This is a genomic window from Thiomonas sp. TH-17 (genome assembly GCF_057473305.1).
This window is the reverse complement of sequence record NZ_JBYCKI010000219.1, coordinates 1-17,684: the sequence shown is the minus strand read 5'-3', so window position 1 is coordinate 17,684 and position 17,684 is coordinate 1. Positions and strand designations below refer to the sequence as shown.

The 17,684-nt window shown below is 64.8% G+C and carries 19 protein-coding genes; 5 read left to right on the top strand and 14 right to left on the bottom strand.

Features of this window, described 5'->3' with window-relative positions:
• Positions 1–3: 3 nt before the first annotated feature.
• Positions 4–795 carry a gamma-glutamyl-gamma-aminobutyrate hydrolase family protein gene (locus tag AC2VLV_RS13165; protein WP_486990419.1) on the top strand — a complete coding sequence of 264 codons (792 nt, stop codon included), beginning with the start codon at positions 4–6 and terminating at the stop codon, positions 793–795.
• 21 nt (positions 796–816) lie between these two features.
• On the opposite strand, the gene AC2VLV_RS13160 is transcribed toward AC2VLV_RS13165, so the two are convergent.
• The 3 genes from AC2VLV_RS13160 to AC2VLV_RS13150 form a co-directional block, all read right to left on the bottom strand.
• Positions 817–1,599, bottom strand: a complete 783-nt coding sequence (locus tag AC2VLV_RS13160; protein ID WP_486990428.1) for an ABC transporter permease — start codon at positions 1,597–1,599, stop codon at positions 817–819.
• A gap of 129 nt (positions 1,600–1,728) precedes the next feature.
• Complete coding sequence (locus AC2VLV_RS13155; RefSeq protein ID WP_486990418.1) at positions 1,729–2,520, bottom strand: ABC transporter ATP-binding protein; 792 nt, start codon at positions 2,518–2,520, stop codon at positions 1,729–1,731.
• 82 nt (positions 2,521–2,602) lie between these two features.
• Positions 2,603–3,613: an ABC transporter substrate-binding protein gene (locus AC2VLV_RS13150; protein ID WP_486990417.1), complete on the bottom strand. Its 1,011-nt coding sequence runs from the start codon at positions 3,611–3,613 to the stop codon at positions 2,603–2,605.
• A gap of 186 nt (positions 3,614–3,799) precedes the next feature.
• On the opposite strand from AC2VLV_RS13150, the gene AC2VLV_RS13145 reads away from it, so the two are divergent.
• Together AC2VLV_RS13145 and AC2VLV_RS13140 are read left to right on the top strand one after the other, a co-directional pair.
• A complete protein-coding gene (locus tag AC2VLV_RS13145; RefSeq protein WP_486990416.1) occupies positions 3,800–4,474 on the top strand; it encodes a response regulator in 675 nt (224 codons plus the stop codon).
• Positions 4,471–5,877: a sensor histidine kinase gene (locus tag AC2VLV_RS13140; protein WP_486990415.1), complete on the top strand. Its 1,407-nt coding sequence runs from the start codon at positions 4,471–4,473 to the stop codon at positions 5,875–5,877. The genes AC2VLV_RS13145 and AC2VLV_RS13140 overlap by 4 nt, the downstream gene beginning before the upstream one ends.
• A gap of 1 nt (position 5,878) precedes the next feature.
• Here AC2VLV_RS13140 and AC2VLV_RS13135 read toward each other — a convergent pair whose 3' ends face one another.
• A complete protein-coding gene (locus AC2VLV_RS13135; RefSeq protein WP_486990414.1) occupies positions 5,879–6,892 on the bottom strand; it encodes a cytochrome-c peroxidase in 1,014 nt (337 codons plus the stop codon).
• Between the two features lie 249 nt (positions 6,893–7,141).
• Here AC2VLV_RS13135 and AC2VLV_RS13130 point away from each other — a divergent pair, with 249 nt between their 5' ends.
• Positions 7,142–7,585 carry a methyltransferase family protein gene (locus tag AC2VLV_RS13130; protein WP_486990413.1) on the top strand — a complete coding sequence of 148 codons (444 nt, stop codon included), beginning with the start codon at positions 7,142–7,144 and terminating at the stop codon, positions 7,583–7,585.
• On the opposite strand, the gene AC2VLV_RS13125 is transcribed toward AC2VLV_RS13130, so the two are convergent.
• Positions 7,517–8,230: a hypothetical protein gene (locus tag AC2VLV_RS13125; protein WP_486990412.1), complete on the bottom strand. Its 714-nt coding sequence runs from the start codon at positions 8,228–8,230 to the stop codon at positions 7,517–7,519. The genes AC2VLV_RS13130 and AC2VLV_RS13125 overlap by 69 nt on opposite strands.
• A 156-nt stretch (positions 8,231–8,386) precedes the next feature.
• Here AC2VLV_RS13125 and AC2VLV_RS13120 point away from each other — a divergent pair, with 156 nt between their 5' ends.
• The gene (locus tag AC2VLV_RS13120; protein WP_486990411.1) at positions 8,387–8,860 is read left to right on the top strand and encodes a hypothetical protein; all 474 of its coding nucleotides are present in this window, start codon (positions 8,387–8,389) and stop codon (positions 8,858–8,860) included.
• A gap of 30 nt (positions 8,861–8,890) precedes the next feature.
• Here the strand turns inward: AC2VLV_RS13120 and gstA are convergent, their stop codons facing one another.
• The 9 genes from gstA to AC2VLV_RS13075 all read right to left on the bottom strand — a co-directional run.
• On the bottom strand, positions 8,891–9,505 hold the full coding sequence (gene gstA, locus AC2VLV_RS13115; protein ID WP_486990410.1) for a glutathione transferase GstA: 615 nt from the start codon (positions 9,503–9,505) through the stop codon (positions 8,891–8,893).
• A gap of 97 nt (positions 9,506–9,602) precedes the next feature.
• Positions 9,603–10,334, bottom strand: coding sequence for a HugZ family pyridoxamine 5'-phosphate oxidase (locus AC2VLV_RS13110; RefSeq protein WP_486990409.1), 732 nt, complete (start codon positions 10,332–10,334; stop codon positions 9,603–9,605).
• Between the two features lie 102 nt (positions 10,335–10,436).
• On the bottom strand, positions 10,437–11,786 hold the full coding sequence (locus tag AC2VLV_RS13105) for an AmpG family muropeptide MFS transporter (RefSeq protein WP_486990427.1): 1,350 nt from the start codon (positions 11,784–11,786) through the stop codon (positions 10,437–10,439).
• A gap of 70 nt (positions 11,787–11,856) precedes the next feature.
• The gene (locus tag AC2VLV_RS13100) at positions 11,857–12,258 is read right to left on the bottom strand and encodes an ATPase with chaperone activity (protein ID WP_486990408.1); all 402 of its coding nucleotides are present in this window, start codon (positions 12,256–12,258) and stop codon (positions 11,857–11,859) included.
• Positions 12,258–13,238 (bottom strand): aldo/keto reductase, encoded by a 981-nt coding sequence (locus AC2VLV_RS13095; RefSeq protein ID WP_486990407.1) that lies wholly within the window; start codon positions 13,236–13,238, stop codon positions 12,258–12,260. Before AC2VLV_RS13095 ends, AC2VLV_RS13100 begins: the two co-directional genes overlap by 1 nt.
• A 162-nt stretch (positions 13,239–13,400) precedes the next feature.
• Entirely contained in the window at positions 13,401–13,937 is a 537-nt protein-coding gene (locus tag AC2VLV_RS13090) for a hypothetical protein (RefSeq protein WP_486990406.1), read from the bottom strand.
• Between the two features lie 19 nt (positions 13,938–13,956).
• A complete protein-coding gene (locus tag AC2VLV_RS13085) occupies positions 13,957–15,393 on the bottom strand; it encodes a DUF294 nucleotidyltransferase-like domain-containing protein (RefSeq protein WP_486990405.1) in 1,437 nt (478 codons plus the stop codon).
• A gap of 108 nt (positions 15,394–15,501) precedes the next feature.
• Positions 15,502–17,283: a sodium:solute symporter family protein gene (locus AC2VLV_RS13080; protein WP_486990404.1), complete on the bottom strand. Its 1,782-nt coding sequence runs from the start codon at positions 17,281–17,283 to the stop codon at positions 15,502–15,504.
• Between the two features lie 19 nt (positions 17,284–17,302).
• On the bottom strand, positions 17,303–17,684 hold a 382-nt coding region (locus tag AC2VLV_RS13075; protein WP_486990403.1), incomplete at its 5' end, for a DUF4212 domain-containing protein.

Sequence of the window (17,684 nt, the reverse complement as noted above, 5' to 3'; positions counted from 1 at the left end):
CCCATGGCGACCAAACCTCTGAAAATCGGCATCTCCGCACGCATCGATCACCCCCAGCCCGGTCAGGTCGGACTGCGCAGCAAAACCCTGCAATATCTGGAGCAGTCGGTCGCGCACTGGGCCATGTCACGCGATGTGCTGGTGTTCATGGTGCCCACCGTGGCGACCGGCAGCGGGTTGGTGCGCAGCAATATTCGCCTGGGCGACTATGCCGATGCGCTCGACGGGCTCATCCTGCAAGGCGGCTCCGACATGAGCCCGCACAGCTACGGCGAAGATCCGCTCAAGCCTGAGTGGGCTGGCGATCCGGTGCGCGATGGCTATGAAATGGAACTGCTGCACGAATGCATCGAAGTCCGCAAACCCGTGCTCGGCATCTGCCGCGGCGCGCAGCTCATCAATGTCGCCATGGGCGGCACGCTCTACCAAGATCTGCCTTCGCAACTCACCCACAGCCAGACCCAGCACCTCAGCGACACTTACGACCGGCACTACCACCCGGTGCGCTTCACCGAAGGCGGTCTGCTCGCCCGCCTCTACCCCGAAGTCGACCCCGGCAGCCTGAACATCGTGTCGGTGCATCACCAGGCGGTGCGCACCCTGGGCCGCGATCTGGTGGTGGACGCGATCAGCCCCGAAGACGGCCTGCCCGAAGCCATACGCGGCACCGGCCGCAACTTTCTGCTGGGCCTGCAGTGGCACCCGGAATTCCACCACCCGTCCAACCCCGAACTGCTCGACTGCACCCCCATCCTCGACGAGTTCCTGCGCAACGTGCGCAAGCGCCGCTGGTAAGCGCGGCTCAGGCCGCGGGGTTCAGCCAAACTGCGCCGGCCTCCATTTGAGCAGGCGGTTTTCGAGCAGGGTGATGAGCCCTTCGGCAATCAGGGCGACGACGGCCAGCACGATCATGGCGCCGAACACGCCACTGGCATTGAACGCGCCCTGCGCCGTCGAGATCAGCAGCCCGATGCCCTGACGCGCGCCGAGAAACTCGCCCACCACGGCGCCCACCAGCGCGAAGCCGAAGCTCACGTGCAGGCTGGCCAGAATCCAGCTCAACGCCGAGGGCACGACCACGCTCATCGTCACCTGCCGCGGCGACGCGCCCAGAATCTGGGCGTTGGCGATCATGTAGCGGTCGGCCTCGCGCACGCCCTGGAAGGCGTTGCCGAAGACGACGAAGAACACCATGACCACGGCCAGGGCCACTTTTGACGCCATGCCCAGCCCGAGTGCGATGACAAAGATCGATCCCAGCACCACGCGAGGGATGGAATTGGCCACTTTGATGTAGACGCTGAAGATGTCGGCCAGCAGCTTGTTGCGGCCCAGCAGGATGCCGCAGACGATGCCGCCGGCGGCACCGATCAGAAAGCCCAGCACGGTCTCTTCGAGCGTGACCAGCACCTGCTGCCACAACGGCCCCTGAGAAGTACCGTGCACGATCCAGGTGTAGATCTGCGCCACGATCAGCGTGGGCATTGAATAGAAAAACGGATCGATCCAGTGCAGCCGCGCGGCCAGCTCCCATCCGCCCAGGATGATCACCAGCACGGCGATGCGCCAGAAGTTCACCAGCCGGGCGCGGCGGCGCATCAGCCGCTGCGCGGCCGCCTCGGCCTCGGCCTGCGCGATGGCCTGGGCGCTGCGGCCCGGGGGCGTGGTGGTCGCATCAGCCTGCGAGCCCTCGAATTGCACGGTGCTTGCCATCTCTCGGCCTCCAGCTCAGATGTGAACTTCCTCGCGCAGATCGTTCCAGATCTCGCGGGCGTAATCCATGAAACGCGGCTCGTAACGGATCTGCGACATCACGCGCGGCCGCGGCAGATCAATGGTGTAGACCTGCTTGACCGTGGCCGGTCGCGAGGTCAACACCAGCACTTTGTCCGCCAGCGCCACGGCCTCTTCCAGATCGTGGGTGACGAACACCACGGAGCCGCCGCTGGCCGACCAGAGCTGCAGCAACTCGTCCTGCATCAAGGTGCGGGTCTGCATGTCGAGCGCGCCGAAGGGCTCGTCCATCAGCAGGATTTCGGGCTTGTTGATGAAAGTCTGCGCCAGCGCCACGCGCTTGCGCATGCCGCCCGAGAGCTGGTGCGGATAGTGCTTTTCGAAGCCGACCAGCCCGACACGCCGCAGCCACTGCTCCGCCAGCTCGCGCGCCTGCGCCTTGCCCTGACCGCGGAACATCGGCCCCGCCGCCACGTTGTCGAGCACCGTGCGCCAGGGAAAGACCGCGTCGCTCTGGAAGACGAAACCGATGCGCGGATCGATGCCCTGCACCGCCTCGCCCATCAGCCTGACCTTGCCGGTGGTCGGCTGCAACAGCCCGGTGATGAGACTGAGCGTGGTCGATTTGCCGCAGCCGGTCGGCCCGACGATGGCGCAGAACTCGCCGCGTTGCACCGTCATGCTGAAGTCCTGCAGCGCAACCGTGGCCTTGCCGTCGGGCGACAGGAATCTGAGGGTCACGTTGTCCAGCTCGATGGCCGGCACGGTGGGGGGTTGAAACGCCATGGCGCCTCCTGGATCGAGGGACGGGCGCTTCCGGCCCACCCGGCATGCCGCGCCGGGCCGGAAGCGTCTGTAGATGCGATGCTTACTTCGCCGCGGCCGTCACGAACGCGGTCGTGTAGGTCTTCGACAGGTCGATGTGCGCAGCCTTCACCGCGGGCTTGAAGGTGGAGAGGACCTGCAGCACGGTCTGCGGTCCGCCTTCGGGCATGCGGCCGTCTGCGGTGAACATGGGCAGCGACGCTTTCAGCGCCTGCACATACAGCGCCTTGTTGCCGCCGTAGTAATCCGCCGGCATCTGGTCGGCCACCTGTTCTGCCGTGTGGGTGTGGATGTATTGCAGCGTTTTGACAAAGGCGCGGGCGAGCTTGGTCACCTCCGCTTTATGGCTGTTGACCCACGCATTAGGCATGTACAGGCAGGCCGCCGGATACACACCGCCCAGCGCGGCGCGCGTTCCCTGCTCCGTGCGCAGATCGACCAGCACCTTGGCCTGGCCAGTGGACAGCATCTGCGCCGCCGTCGGATCGGAGGTCATGCCCGCGTCAATGCGGCCCTGCTGCATGGCAGCGATGAAGGTATTGCCCGCGCCCACACCCAGCAGTGAATAGTCCCCTTGCTTAAGCCCGCTCTTGGCCGCCATGTACTGCGTGAGAAAGTCGGTGGACGAACCCAGTCCGGTCACCCCCAGCGTCTTGCCCTTGAAGTCCGCGGGCGACTTGATGGTGCCGGCCTCTTTAGTCGACACCAGTTCCACCTCGCCCGGCACTTTGGCGAACTGCACCACCGACTCGATCTCTTTGCCCTTGCTTTGCAGGTCGATGGAGTGGTCGTAGAAGCCGACCACACCTTGCACGGCGCCAGCGATCATCTCGTTCTCGGCGTTGACCCCAGCTGGCTCGGACAGCAATTGCACGTCCAGCCCCTCCTGCTTGAAGTAGCCCAGTTGCTCGGTGAGCTTGGCGGGCAGATAGATGATCTTGTTGATGCCCCCCACCATGATGCTGATCTTCTCGGCGGCCTGCGCCGACGCGGCCATGGCTGTGCAGGCCAGAGCCACCGCCGTGGCGCCTGCGATACGCTTGAATGTGTGCATGGTTTGTCTCCTGTGAAACCTGTTGTCGTGGCGGCGACGCCGATGCGGTGCGCCGTGAACGGAATACTAGGCAGGCGTACCCTTCAATCCGCTTTCAATCGCACCGCGCGAATCTCGGGAGTTTCCCGGATGCCATGGCACCTCCCTGCGACCACAGTGCATCCTTTCGCCCCCTGCTCTGCTGCCATGAAATTGCTGCTCGTCGAAGACAACCAGGACCTCGCCCTCTGGCTGGGCAAGGTCCTGCGCGAAGAGCAGTTCGACGTCGACACGGTGCATGACGGCGAGGCCGCCATCGCCCGGCTGGAGCAGACGCCATACGACCTGCTGCTGCTCGACCTCAAGCTGCCCGGGCTCGATGGCCGCAGCGTGTTGCGCCGGCTGCGACGTCAACGCAACGACCTTCCCGTGCTCATCCTCACCGCCAGTGCCTCGCTCGACATCAAAATCGACAGCCTGGAGCTTGGCGCCGACGACTATCTGGTCAAGCCCTTCGAGATCCGCGAACTGGTGGCTCGCATCAAGGCGCTCATCCGGCGTCAGAGCCGCAGCGGCCAGTCGCAGCTGCGCTGCGGCGACCTGCTCTATGACCTGGACACGCGGGCCTTCCAGGCCGCGGGCGCGACCTTGACGCTGACCCCGCGTGAACACCGGGTCCTCGAAACACTGTTGCTGCGCATGGGCAAGACCGTGAGCAAGACGCAGCTCGCGCAGGCGGTGTTCGCGCCCGAGGACTCCGGCGGCGAGGACGCCATCGAGATCTATGTGCACCGGCTGCGCCGCAAGCTCGAATCCACCCAGGCGCGCATCGTCACCCTGCGGGGGCTGGGCTATTTGCTGCGCGACGCCGACGCGCCATGACCAGTCTGCGTCTACGGCTGCTGCTCTGGGTGCTGCTCCCCATGACCTTGGCGCTGGCCCTTACCGCCCGCCTGTCGTGGAGCAATGCGCGCGATCTGGCCCGGCTCGTCCAGGACCGACAGCTGCTCGCGTCGGCGCAGATGATGGCGGGCCAGGTGGGCTGGCAGGACGGGCAGCTCACCGCCCAGACTCCGCCCGCCGCCTTGGAGATCTTCTCCTCCCCGGCGCAGGACCGCGTGTATTTTCAGATTCGCACCTCACAGGGGCGGGTGCTCGCGGGCTGGCCCGAGCTGACGGTGCCCGCATTGCCCGGCGGCACCGCGGCGCACTATGACGACGTCCGGTTTCAGGGAGACACGGTGCGCCAGGTCACGCTGTCACGGGCGCTGTATCGCAACAACCAGACGACCGAGGTCCTGATCAGCGTGGCCGAAACGCGCCGCGCCTTCGACCAGCTAGCGGCCAGTCTGTGGTGGCCCACCCTGCTGCATGAATCGGCCCTTCTGATCCTGGCGCTGGCACTGATGCTGCTGGGCCTGACTCTGGAACTGCGGCCGCTGCTTCGGCTGCGCGCCACGCTGCGTGCGCGGGACAGCAGCGATCTGTCACCGCTGCGCACCGTGGCCCTGCAGCGCGAGCTGCGGCCCATCGTCGAAACACTCAACCAGCATGCGGGCCAACTCACGCGGCAGATCGATCTGCAGAAGCGTTTCATCGCCGACGCCGCCCATCAGCTGCGCACCCCTGTGGCCCTGATCGCCACCCAGCTCGACTACGCCAGACGCCAACCCGCGAGCGCGGAGTTGCAGCACACGCTCGAAGCGCTGGGCAACGGGTCACGCCAGCTCGCGCAACTCATCAATCAGCTGCTGAGTCTGTCGCAGGCCGAAGCTTCGCACGGAGGCGCGCGGCCCACGCAGGCGGTCGATTTGGTCGGTCTGGCGCGGGACGTTGTCATCGAGCTGGCCGCGCTGGCCGACGCCCGCGATATCGATCTCGGCTTTCTCCCCGCATGCACGCAGGCGCAGGCGCAGGCCTATCCCGCGCTGGCGCACGCTCTGCTCTTCAATCTGGTGGACAACGCGGTGCGCTACACCCCGCGTTGCGGCAGTGTGACGGTGCGGGTCGGGTTCGATGAGGGCCGCGCTTGGCTGCAGGTCGACGACACCGGACCGGGCATTCCGGCGGAGTTGCGCCCTCATGTGTTCGAGCGGTTCTACCGCGGCAACAGCGCCGACACCACGGGAACCGGGTTGGGACTGGCCATCGTGCGCGAGTCGGCGCTGGCCTTCGGGGCCGATGTCACGCTGGACAATCGGCCCGACTCAGCAGGGCTTTCGGCCCGCGTGCGCTTTCCGCGGGCCGAGCCTGGCGCCTCACGACTGCAGGCGCCGCCACCCTGATTCAGTCGAACGGAACCGGCCGCTTGGTGCTGTCGGCCGAGGGCGGCAGCAGGGGCAGCAGAATTTGCGGCTGCTCACCCGTCAGGGTCTTGAGGAAGGCCACGATGTCGGCGTTTTCCTGGGCGAAGTATTTACGCCCCAGTTGTAGACGACCCATGATGTCGACCGCTTCAGTCAGGGTATCGGCCTGCCCGTCGTGGAAGTAGGGATAGGTCAACTCGACGTTGCGCAGCGTGGGCACCTTGAAGTTGAAGCGGTCGGCATCCTTGCCGGTGACGGCCGCGCGTCCCACCTCTTTGTTGGCCGTCTTGTACGGCTCCTGAATGCCCATTTTCTGGAACGAGGTGCCGCCCATGATGGTGCCGTAATGGCAGGCGATGCAGCCACTCTCCTTGAACAGCTTGTAGCCCGCAAGCTCCTGCTTGTTCATGGCCTTCTTGTCGCCTTTGAGCCAGAGGTCGAAGCGCGAATTGGGCGTGACCAAGGTGTCTTCGAACGCGGCGATGGCCGTTGTGATTTCGTTGATGGTGACCTTGTCGGTACCAAACGCCACTTTGAATTCAGCGCGGTAGGCCGGAATGGAGGCCACTACGTCAGCGGCCAGGTCATGGGTGAAGCCCATTTCGCCGGGGTTGGCGATCGGCCCGCCGGCCTGCTCCTTCAGGTCTTTGGCGCGGCCATCCCAGAACTGCGCGAGATTCATGCCCGAGTTGAGCACCGTGGGCGAGTTGATCGGGCCCTGATGCCATTTGTGGCCCACCGAAGTCTTGATATTGTCGGTGCCGCCCATGCTCAGGTTGTGGCAGGAATTGCACGACAGCACGCCCGACTTGGACAGACGCGGATCGAAATACAGCTTCTTGCCCAGTTCCACCATGGCGGGGTTGATGACTTTGAACGGCTCGATCGGCTGAATCGGCTCGCTGCTTTGCGCAAAGGCTGTGCCGCCCGCCAGCGCAGCGGCCACGGCCACTGCGCGCAAAGTCCATTGAATACGCTGTTTTTTGCTTTGCATGATGATCCCCTTGAATTGACTCACTGTGATTGGCGCCCATGTCATGTGTTGTCGTAATCCGTGACATTCAGACACCAACGCGACCAGCTTATGCGGGTAATCCCTCAGTTCTTTTGCGCCGCAGCAAAGTTTTGCAACGCCGCCCGCCAAGCGCAGGCCAGCCGGGGGAAAAGCGGCCCACCTATCATGCCGATTGAATTTTTGGTTCCCCGGACATGCGCCAACACGGCGCTCGCCTGAAAGGCCCGCATGCAAACTCATACCCTCGCCCGGCTCTGGGTGACTGCCCAGTTCGGGCTGCTCGCCCTGATGTTTGGCTGGCCCTCGCCGCATTGGCGCCTGAGTTGGCCCTCGCTCGCGCTACTCGCCGCTGGCGCGGCGCTGGTGCTCTGGGTGTTCTGGCACAACCGGCCGGGCAATTTCAACATCGTGCCCGAACCGCGCCAGGGCGCGCATCTGGTGACCACCGGGCCTTACCGCTGGATGCGCCACCCCATGTATGTCGCGCTGATTCTGTTCATGGCCGGCGTCGCCGCAGCGGCGCACAGCCCGGTGCAGTGGGCGCTGTGGATCGCGCTGGGCGTGGTGCTGAATTTCAAGGCGGCGATGGAAGAGCGGCTGCTCTCAGGCGTCTGGCCCGATTACGCCAGCTATGCGCGCGTCACCCGCCGCTTCATTCCTGGCCTCTGGTAAGGCAGCGGCCAGCAGAAACGGAAACGCCAGCCCGCCGCAAATCGTCTGCAGCAATATCGCGCCCAGCGCGCTCCAGCCCGGCAGAAAGCTCCAGCTCGGGCTGAACGCCACCGCCGCCAATGGCAGCAACAGCGCGGCCACACAGAGTTGATAGAAGCGCCAGCGCATCAGATCCTGGCGCTGCATCCGGGCGCAGTGCACCTGATGAAACCCGAGCACAAAAGCCAAGGCGGCGGCCAGAGTCAACAGCCCGACCCCGCCTTGCCCCGTCGCCCAGGCCCAGACGGCGAGCAGCGCCACGCCGGCCGCGAAGCCCAGACGCGATAGCCAGCGCCCTTGCGCCGCAGCCCGCATCAGCACCGCCATCAGCCCGAACAAGAGCGTCACGCGCCACAGCGCGGTACGGTCTACGGCGAGATACAAGCAGGCCCATTGCACGGTAAACAGCGCACCGCCCCAGAGCGCTGGCAGCAGCGACGCGCCCTGCGCGAACAGCGCAATACCGTGCCAGCGCGTCCACAGCCAGAGCAACAACATGGCCCAAGCCACCGCAATGGCCGCCTGAAACAACGCCGCCACCTGCCCGGTCGCGTGCTGCACGCTGCCGTACTGCAGCAGCCAGCACAGCAAGGCGCCAGTCAGCATCCCCAAAGATCGAGGCTTGAACGCAATAGGGGCAGAAACAAACGACATGCATCCATTGTGACTGAAGCCAGCCGACAAACGGCTTGTGAGACACGTCAAACCACACATCACGCAACTCTGCTGCAATGAAGCAATTTTGCTGATCTGCCCCACGCCATGAACTGGAACTCTCTCGCGCAATTCATCCATCTGCTCGCCGTGGTCATCTGGATCGGCGGCATTCTTTTCATGGATGGCTTTCTGGCGCCCGCGCTCAAACGCGCCATCGCGCAGGCCGAGTCGCGTGCGCGGCTGCTTTACGGGCTGTTCCGCAATTTCTTCGCCGTGATCTGGGGCGCTGGCGCGTCGCTGGTCATCACCGGCTACGGCATGGTGTTCTTGCACGGCGGATTTGTCGTGCTCAGCACAGCGCAATGGGTGATGGTGGTGCTGGGCAGCCTCATGGTGCTGCTCGCGCTGTATATTTTTTTTGTGCCCTTCCTTCGCATGCGCAGCGCCGTGCTGTGCAGCGATTGGGGCACGGCCTGCGCACAGGCCGCGCAGATTCGCGCCCTGTCCGCGGTCAACATCGTGCTCGCCGTGCCCACCATTCTGTCTGGCGTCTGGGCGATTTTCGGCGCACCGTTCTGACGCGGTGCGCCGCGGGCCCTAAATCAGCGTTCAGCCCTTTTTCGCCTCGCGTTCGGCGGCCAGGGTAGCGGCCACGCCGGGGCGCGCTTCCATGCGCGCCTTGTAGCGCACCAAGGCGGGCCAGGGCGAAAGATCCACGCCGACAAAACCGGCCCAGGTCAGGATGGTGTAGAGATAGGCATCGGCCACGCTGAAGCCGGCCGGCATCAGGTAGTCGTGTTGGTCCAAGGTCTGGGCGATCAGGGCGAAACGCTCGGCCAGCTTGGCCTTTTGCGCGGCGATCAGATCGGCGCTGCTGGCCGGGTTGAACAGTGGGCTGAACTGTTTGTGGAGTTCGGTCGAGATGAAGTTGAGCCACTCCTGCAACTGGTAGCGCGCCAGCGTGCCGTTGGCCGGGGCGAGGTTCAGCTCGGGTTTGCGGTCGGCCAGGTATTGCACGATGGCCGGGCCTTCGGTGAGGATGGTGCCGTCGTCGAGTTCCAGGGTGGGCACATAGCCCTTGGGATTGATGGTGCGGAAGTCGCGCCCATCGCTGGTCTGCTTGGTCTTGAGATCGACCTTGACCACGTCATGCGGCAGGCCGAGTTCGTGCAGGACGATGTGGGGTGAAAGCGAGCAGGCGCCGGGGCTGTAGAAAAGCTTCATATCAGAGTCTCCAGGAAGTGTCGCCACGGTCTTGCTGCCTTGGCGGCGGGGAGATCATCGTAAGTCGGGGCGCGGTTTTCTGCAGGCGCGGCCCAACTCACGATGGGGCCGTGGTGCGGGCTTGTTTCGCCAGTTCGACCAGGGCCGCGCGGGCGGCCTCGGCGTCGAGCACGGGTTCGGCGAAGTTGAAGCGCAGCACATGGGTGTCGGCGCGCACGTCGAAGCCGTCGCAGTCGATCCCGACCATGGCCGCGTCGAGGACTTCCACGCCATGCACATGGCGGCAGTATTCGCGCAGGTTGTGCGCATGGTCGGCGTTCATGTGCGCGAGGATGCCGTCTTCGGCCTCGGCCAGCGCGGGGGCGGCCGGCGGGGCGTAGCGCTCGGGGCGGATCCAGTGGATCTTGCCGAAGCCGCCGATGAAGCGCACGTCTTCCACCCGCAAGCGATAGAAATGAAAGTCGTGCATGGCGAAATAGCCCTCGGCCTGCGGCAGATAGCGCAGATAGCGTGCGCCGAATGCGGCCTTGTCGGGCAATGGCTCGGCCCGCGCCACCAGGGTGACGCGGCCAGCAGCCTGCATGTCTTCGGCGCAGGGATGCACGATGAGGCTCACCCGAGGATCGGCGTCGATGTTCTTGGTGTGTTCGGCCAGGGTGGAAATGAGAATGACGGGATGGCCCTCGTGATCGAGCACATAGGGAGAGACCGAACCGAAGGGAAAACCGTCCAGCCGCTTCGAGAGGGTGGACAGCACGCCGTTCTGATGATTGCGGACAAAAAGACGGGCCTCCTGGCCCAGGGCAAGCGCGTGTTCGGTGTCAGCCATGATGCCGTTCCTCCATGTTGTTGATGCGATTGCAGCAGCCTAGCCTTAACGTCGGCTGAATGCGCTCTGCAACCGCCTTTGCGACCGCTTTACCCGACCGCTTCACCCGCCCGGGTTTTGCACGTCGCGGGCTTCGATGGTGTCGCGCAGCCAGTAGATCAGCACCACGCCCGGTACGGCCGCGACGACGGTGAAAAGATAGAAGTTCGGCCAGCCCAGCGCATCGACCAGATAGCCGGTGGCCGGACCGACATACACCCGCCCCACCGCCGACAACGCCGACAACAGCGCAAACTGCGTGGCGGAAAAACGCACGTCGCACAGCGCCGACAACAGGGCGACAAACGCCGCTGTGCCCATGCCGCCGGTGAAGTTTTCCACGCCGATCGCCAGACCCATGAGCGCCAGACTTTGCGGCGACACCGCCAGCACCCAGTAGGCCAGATTGGAAGCGCCCTGCAACACACCGAACAGCAACAGCGCCCGCCACAGCCCCAGCCGCGCCTGCAAGGCCCCGCCCAGCAGGGCGCCGACGATGGTGGCGACCAGCCCCATGCTCTTGTTCATCAGCCCCACATCCGCCGGGCTGAAACCCACGCCGCGAATCAGAAAGGTGGTGGACAAGGCCCCGGCAAAGGCGTCGCCAAGTTTGTAAAACACGATGGCCAGCATCAAGACCCAAGCCCCCTTGCGGCTGAAAAATTCTTGCAAAGGCTCGACCACCGCCTCGCGCAGGGTGCGCGGCGGTTTGGCATGCAGCGGCGGGCGCGGAGCCCACAGGGTCACGAGGGTAAGCACGAGCATCAGCCCGGCCATGAGGGCGTAGATGCCGCGCCAGCCGGTCACATCGGTGGCGAGCCAGAGCGCCAGACCGCCCGAGACGATCATCGCCAGCCGGTAGCCCAGCACCAGTACGGCGGCCCCGGCGCTGCGCTCGGCGGCGGGCAGCACATCGGTGCGATACGCGTCGATCACGATGTCTTGCGAGGCCGAGAAAAACGCCACGCCCACGGCCAGCAGCAGCAGCGGCACGGCACGGGCGCTGGCGGCGTCCACGCCGAGCCGCTCGGCCGCATGCACCAGCCCCGGCCAGGCTGCTGCCTGATCGGGGCCGGGCACGCCGACAAAGGCCATCAGACCAAGCATGGCCGCCAGCAGCAGTTGCGCCAGCAGCAGCCAGCCGCGCCTCCGCCCCAGCCAACGCCCCCAGAACGGCACGGCGTATCGATCCATCGCGGGCGACCAGAGGAACTTGAACACATAGGCCTGTCCGACCAGGGTGGCAAAACCGATGGCTTTCAGGCTCAGTCCTTCGACCGTGAGCCAGGCCTGCAGCGTGCCCGCCGTCAGCGCGAGCGGCAGCCCTGAAGAAAACCCGAGCAGCAAGACCGCGGCGATGCGGCGGTTGCCGAAAACCGCCCAGGCCGAAACGGCGGGCGGCGTGTCGTTCATGGAATCTGCGGGGGCGGACATCGAGGGATGAAAGCGTTGAGCCAGGGCGCAGGATACCCAAGCCCCGCGCTCAACCCGGCGCCATCTCTCCCGGCAGGGGCCAACCCAACAACTCGGCCAGACGATTGACCACCCATTGCGCCTCCGCCGCGTTCACGCCGGAGTCGGGCGTGCACAGGCCGCGCCATACCCGCAACAGCACGTCGTCGTCGGTGACATGCAGGCTGGACTTGATCTCTGCGGCGTGCTCGGTCAGCATCGTGGCGAGGTCTTCGCAGAACTCGTAGCGCGCGGTGATGACCTCGCGCGGCGCGCTGGGGCGGGTGCGGTGCGGCGCCAGATAGAGCGCGATGAACGAGGGCGGAACGACGAGCTGCGAGTCGTTCAGGCTGAAACAGCCCCCTGACTCGCTGCGCTCGTTTCCCCCCGAGGGGGAGTCAGTTCCTTTGGAACGGCCGTGCGGAACTGACATCACTCGAACCCGACGACCGGATGCGGCTGATACGGCGCCTCCAGCGCCGCCCGCTCCTCGGCGCTGAGCGAGACCGACAGGGCGGCCACGGCGTCGAGCAGATGTTGCGGTTTGGACGCGCCGATGATGGGCGCCGTCACGCCGGGGGTGCCCAGCAGCCAGGCCAGCGCCACCTGCGCCCGGGGCACGCCGCGCTGCGCGGCCACTTCGGCCAGGGCCTGTGCCACCTCGCGGTCGTTGTGCTGCGTGCGCTCGAAGATCTTGGCGCCAAAGACATCGCTGGCGATGCGCGGGGTTTCCTCGCCCCAGGGCCGGGCCAGGCGGCCACGCGCCAGCGGGCTCCAGGGCAGCACGGCGACCTCTTGATCGCGGCACAACGGCAGCATCTCGCGCTCTTCCTCGCGGTAGAGCAAACTGAGCTCGGGCTGCATGCTGACGAACCGTGTCCAGCCGTGTTGCTGCGCGACCTGCTGGGCTTTGGCGAACTGCCAGGCGTACATGCTCGACGCGCCGATGTAGCGGGCCTTGCCCGCCTTGACCACGTCGTGCAGGGCCTCCATGGTTTCTTCGATGGGGGTGTGCGGATCCCAGCGGTGGATCTGGTAGAGATCGACATAGTCCATGCGCAGGCGTTTCAGGCTGGCATCGATCTCGAACAGAATCGCCTTGCGCGACAGTCCGCCGATATTGGGCGCCTGCCTGGACGGAAAGCGCACCTTGGTCGCCACCACGATTTCCTCGCGGCGGGTGAACTCGGGTAGCACGCGGCCGAGAATCTCCTCTGAGGTGCCGTCGGAATAGGAATTGGCCGTATCGAAATAATTGATGCCCAGTTCCACCGCCTGCCGGATCAGGGGACGGCTGGCGGTCTCATCGAGCGTCCAGGGGTGGTTGCCGCGCTCGGGCGCGCCATAAGTCATGCAGCCCAGACAAATGCGCGACACCTCAAGGCCGGTGCGGCCGAGTCGGGTGGTTTTCATAGGGTTTCTTTCATAGTGTGCGGGCTGTTGCGTCCACAGCCTCAAGGAAACGCAGGGCTGCCCCAAGTTTCCTTGCCCCCCCCGAGGGGGGCCGACTGGGCGCAGCCCTGCCTTGGGGGCACTCTGGGCATTTTGCGGCACACGCAAAACCCGCGCACAACGCTACGGCGTTTTCGGCGGCTTGGCGCTGGCGCACACCGCGCGCAGCAAGGGGTCGTCTGCGGCCAGCGGCTGCCACTCGGGATGCGCGGGCAGGCCATCGGGCAGAAAGTTCGCGTCTTCGACCGGGGTCATGCGTGAGCCGGTGCAATCCATCAACATGGGCACCGAGTGTGTGGGCTGGTAGCGCGAAAAAAGGTAGAGCTTGAACAGCACCCAGTCCGGATGCGCCGAATTGCGCATGAACGCGGCGGGATCGACGGCGGTGAAACGCTGCACCATCGGCCAGACATAAGACCAGGGCGCCAGCAAGGTATCCACCTGCACCCGCTGCACCACGACGACGCTCTTGGGCAAGGTCTGCTCGGTGCGCTCGGCCCAGGTGTAGTCGGCATAGACCGTGTAGGCAAGGATGGCCGCACCCGCCACGGCGGGCAGCACATAGGGCGGCGGCTTGCGCATGAAGGTGCGAAAACCGGCCCAGGCAAAAAGCGCGGCAATCGCGCCCATGAGCAGGCTGACGATGAGATTGACGGTCATGTTCGTGCGGAGGTTCGACTCAGACGCGGGCGCCTATGCCATAGTGGTTGGACAGCGCAGTTTGCTGGATTTTGACGACGCGCAGCGCATCACGCAGATGGGAGCGCTCCAAGGCCGCGAGTTCGCGGGGTGCAAGCCAATTGTCGGGCTTGTCGCCCGACCGGGCCTGCTGCGCCTGATGACGCAGGCGCACGCGCGAAATCACGTCGAAAGCCTCGATCAGATCACGCAATCCTTCCTGGCTGATGCTGCTGCCCTGCGCGGCAGCGCTCAGACGCTCTCTGGTGCTCACCGCGCTGGAGCCGACCTGCAAAGCATACAGACGCGCCAGATCGACAATCGGCGCTACGCCGCCGTGCTTGAGGTCGATCTGGCCCGCGTGCGCGCCGCGCAGGTCGGCGCTGAGGCCGCCAAACCAGTTCAGCGGCGGGCGATGGGTGAGTGCATTGCTGGCCATGTGGGCCTGAAAGATGCTGCTGGCGCGTGCCATCGCCAGGGTCTCTGCCTGCAAGGTTGCGTGCAGCGCCGCCGTGCCGTCGATGACGCGCAGGTCGAACATCACGCTGGCGAGCATCTGCGCCCTGGGGTCGGGCTGGGCAATCCACTGCCGGAAGTAGCCTCGCCACACGGACAGCGGCTGACGCCAGCGCGGGTTCACCGCCATCATGTCGCCGGGACAGTACACATAACCGCACACGTTCAGACCATCGCAAACCTGACGGGCGAGCGTCTCGAAGTAAACCCCATGCTGCTGCGACTCAAAGCGGTCGTCGAGAATCAGGGCGTTGTCCTGATCGGTCACCCCGGTTTGCTCCTGACGTCCCTGCGAGCCACAGGCCACCCAGGCCCAGGGAACAGGCGCCGCACCCAGTTCGCGCTGCGCGAAGAACAGCAAGCGCCGCGTGACCGCGTCGGTCACGCTGGTGATGAGCCGACCGGTTGCAACAGGATCGGCGCCGCCTTCCACCAATTGCTGCAACAGTTGCGGCAGCGCCGTCACTGCGGTCTGCAAGGACGCAAGATCGTCGCAGTGCCCGATATCGGCCACCATGAACAGCGCCGATGATGCCTGACGCCGCACGAAATCGCTGTGCGTGAGCATGCCCACCAGCCTGCCGCTCTCGATGACCGGCAGGTGACTGATGCCGTGGTGCAACATGAGCAGCAGCGCATCCACCCCGCTGTCGTCCGGGCGCAAGGCGATGACCGGCGCGCTCATGCAGGCGGTCACCAGCGGAGGTTCGCAGCTTTGGGTGTCGGCCAACCAGTTACGCAGGTCGCGCAGGGTGAGCATGCCGATGACCGTCTCGCCCGCCATGATCGGCACGCAGGAAATGCGATGGTCGCGCATGCGCTGCGCGGCCTGCCGCAAATGGGCGTCGGCCCCGAGCGTCACCGGATCGCGATGCATCAGCCGTTCAACCGGCACGGCCAGGCCGGAGAGTTCACGCGTCATGATCTTGCGGCGTAAGAACAAAAAACCCCGCCACGCGGGCGGGGAAAGAATGCCGAATGCGCGGCACAGTTCTGCGGCGAAGCGCGAAGCACTTCGCCGCAGACCCGATCAGTGCCCCGCCACCGGAGCCGCGGCGCCTCCGGGAGTGCGGATGTGCTCAACCAGATCCTGCACATGCCGCGGTGGCGGCGCGGTCACTCGCGACACCGCCCAGGCGACGGCGAAATTCACCGCCGCGCCCACCGCGCCGAAGGCCTCGGGCGAGATACCCAGGAACCAGTTTTCGCGCACGTTCTTGGCCATTTCGGTGCCGGGAATGAAGAACCAGCCCTTGAACCAGAAGATGTAGAGCAAGGTGATGCCGATGCCCGACAGCATGCCGAGAATGGCCGCCGTGCCCCCGATGCGCTTGCTGAAAATGCCCATCATCAGCGCCGGGAAGATCGACGAGGCCGCCAGACCGAAGGCCAGCGCCACCACCTGCGCCGCAAAGCCGGGCGGATTCAGCCCCAGATAGCCGGCCACGACGATGGCCCCTGCCATGGCGATACGCGCTGCCAACAACTCACCCTTCTCGGAAATATTCTTGGCGAACATGCCCTTGAGCAGATCGTGCGACACCGAGGAGGAGATGGCCAGCAACAGGCCCGCTGCGGTAGACAGCGCCGCCGCCAGTCCTCCGGCCGCGACCAGGGCGATCACCCAGTTGGGCAGGCGGGCGATTTCCGGATTGGCCAGCACCATGATGTCGTTGTCGATCTTGACCATCTCATTGCCCTTCCAGCCAAAGGTTTCGGCTTTCGCGGCAAAGTCCTTGTTTTTGTCGTTGTAGTACTGGATGCGGCCATCACCGTTCTTGTCCTGCCACTTCAGCAAGCCGGTCTCTTCCCATTTCTTGAACCAGGTCGGGCGATCGGCATACACCAGATTGCCGTCAACCGAACCCACCGGCCCCGTCTGGATGGTGTTGGTCAGATTCAGCCGGGCCATCGAACCCACCGCAGGTGCGGTGAGATACAGCAGGGCGATGAACACCAGCGCCCAACCCGCTGAAGTGCGCGCATCACGCACGCGGGGCACGGTGAAGAAGCGGATGATGACGTGCGGCAGACCAGCAGTGCCGATCATCAGCGACAGGGTGTAGAGCACCATATTCAGCTGATTATTTGTGTCTGCCGTGAAAGCCTTGAACCCGAGATCACCGATCACCTGATTCACCTTGTCGAGCAGATGCATGCCGCCGTCTTGCGTGGTGCTGAACAGGCCCAGCGGCGGCACCGGATTTCCGGTGAGGTTCATGGAAATGAAAATGGCCGGAATGGTGTAGGCCAGAATCAGCACCACATACTGCACCACCTGGGTGTAGGTAATGCCCTTCATGCCGCCGAGCACCGCGTACATGAACACCACGGCCATGCCGACATACAGACCCGTGCTCACATCCACCTCGAGAAAGCGGGAGAACGCCACGCCAACGCCGCGCATCTGACCGATCACATAGGTGATGGAAATGATGATCAGGCAGATCACGGCCACGATACGCGCCGCCTGCGAAAAGTAGCGCTCTCCGATGAACTCGGGCACGGTGTATTTGCCGAACTTGCGCAGATAGGGCGCCAGCAGCAGAGCCAGCAGCACATAGCCGCCCGTCCAGCCCATCAGGAACACCGAACCGTCATAGCCGAGGAACGCAATGAGGCCCGCCATCGAAATGAACGAGGCCGCAGACATCCAGTCTGCGGCGGTCGCCATGCCGTTGGTGACCGGATGAATGCCTCGGCCGGCGGCGTAGAACTCGCCGGTATTGGCGGCACGCGCCCAGAAGGCAATGCCGATGTACAGCGCAAAGGTGAAACCCACCACCAGGTAGGTCAATGTCGTCAGGCTCATTGGAGGTCTCCGTGCCGGTTCAGTCTTCGTCAACGCCGAATTCGCGGTCGAGCTTGTTCATACGCCAGGCGTAGAAAAAGATCAGCACCAAGAACACCAGAATCGACCCTTGCGTGGCGAACCACAGCCCCAGGTCGGTACCGCCCACCGGAATCCCGGAGAGCATGGGCCGCAGCAAAATGCCGAAGCCGTAGGAAACCAGCGCCCAGATCACCAGCGATATGGCCATCAGGCGCAGGTTGGCGGACCAGTAAGCCTTTGCTGACTGCTCCCGTGCTGCATTGTGTTGTGTCGTCATGGTTTGCTTATATGGATGCCTCCCGGCGATCAAGAGCAATTGGCGTTGTGTTGTGAAGAAGTCGGCTGCTGCCTTATATCCGGCCTTGGTTGCATATTGATCT

What these genes read in the sequence shown, in the direction of transcription:
- AC2VLV_RS13150 (WP_486990417.1), bottom strand. Translation starts at nt 3,613, where the DNA reads ATGCACACATTCAAGCGTATCGCAGGCGCCACGGCGGTGGCTCTGGCC.
- AC2VLV_RS13140 (WP_486990415.1), top strand. Translation starts at nt 4,471, where the DNA reads ATGACCAGTCTGCGTCTACGGCTGCTGCTCTGGGTGCTGCTCCCCATG.
- AC2VLV_RS13100 (WP_486990408.1), bottom strand. Translation starts at nt 12,258, where the DNA reads ATGTCAGTTCCGCACGGCCGTTCCAAAGGAACTGACTCCCCCTCGGGG.
- AC2VLV_RS13125 (WP_486990412.1), bottom strand. Translation starts at nt 8,230, where the DNA reads ATGCTGACTGGCGCCTTGCTGTGCTGGCTGCTGCAGTACGGCAGCGTG.
- AC2VLV_RS13145 (WP_486990416.1), top strand. Translation starts at nt 3,800, where the DNA reads ATGAAATTGCTGCTCGTCGAAGACAACCAGGACCTCGCCCTCTGGCTG.
- AC2VLV_RS13105 (WP_486990427.1), bottom strand. Translation starts at nt 11,786, where the DNA reads ATGAACGACACGCCGCCCGCCGTTTCGGCCTGGGCGGTTTTCGGCAAC.
- AC2VLV_RS13110 (WP_486990409.1), bottom strand. Translation starts at nt 10,334, where the DNA reads ATGGCTGACACCGAACACGCGCTTGCCCTGGGCCAGGAGGCCCGTCTT.
- AC2VLV_RS13160 (WP_486990428.1), bottom strand. Translation starts at nt 1,599, where the DNA reads ATGCGCCGCCGCGCCCGGCTGGTGAACTTCTGGCGCATCGCCGTGCTG.
- AC2VLV_RS13130 (WP_486990413.1), top strand. Translation starts at nt 7,142, where the DNA reads ATGCAAACTCATACCCTCGCCCGGCTCTGGGTGACTGCCCAGTTCGGG.
- AC2VLV_RS13090 (WP_486990406.1), bottom strand. Translation starts at nt 13,937, where the DNA reads ATGACCGTCAATCTCATCGTCAGCCTGCTCATGGGCGCGATTGCCGCG.
- AC2VLV_RS13135 (WP_486990414.1), bottom strand. Translation starts at nt 6,892, where the DNA reads ATGCAAAGCAAAAAACAGCGTATTCAATGGACTTTGCGCGCAGTGGCC.
- AC2VLV_RS13080 (WP_486990404.1), bottom strand. Translation starts at nt 17,283, where the DNA reads ATGAGCCTGACGACATTGACCTACCTGGTGGTGGGTTTCACCTTTGCG.
- gstA (WP_486990410.1), bottom strand. Translation starts at nt 9,505, where the DNA reads ATGAAGCTTTTCTACAGCCCCGGCGCCTGCTCGCTTTCACCCCACATC.
- AC2VLV_RS13085 (WP_486990405.1), bottom strand. Translation starts at nt 15,393, where the DNA reads ATGACGCGTGAACTCTCCGGCCTGGCCGTGCCGGTTGAACGGCTGATG.
- AC2VLV_RS13155 (WP_486990418.1), bottom strand. Translation starts at nt 2,520, where the DNA reads ATGGCGTTTCAACCCCCCACCGTGCCGGCCATCGAGCTGGACAACGTG.
- AC2VLV_RS13095 (WP_486990407.1), bottom strand. Translation starts at nt 13,238, where the DNA reads ATGAAAACCACCCGACTCGGCCGCACCGGCCTTGAGGTGTCGCGCATT.
- AC2VLV_RS13165 (WP_486990419.1), top strand. Translation starts at nt 4, where the DNA reads ATGGCGACCAAACCTCTGAAAATCGGCATCTCCGCACGCATCGATCAC.
- AC2VLV_RS13120 (WP_486990411.1), top strand. Translation starts at nt 8,387, where the DNA reads ATGAACTGGAACTCTCTCGCGCAATTCATCCATCTGCTCGCCGTGGTC.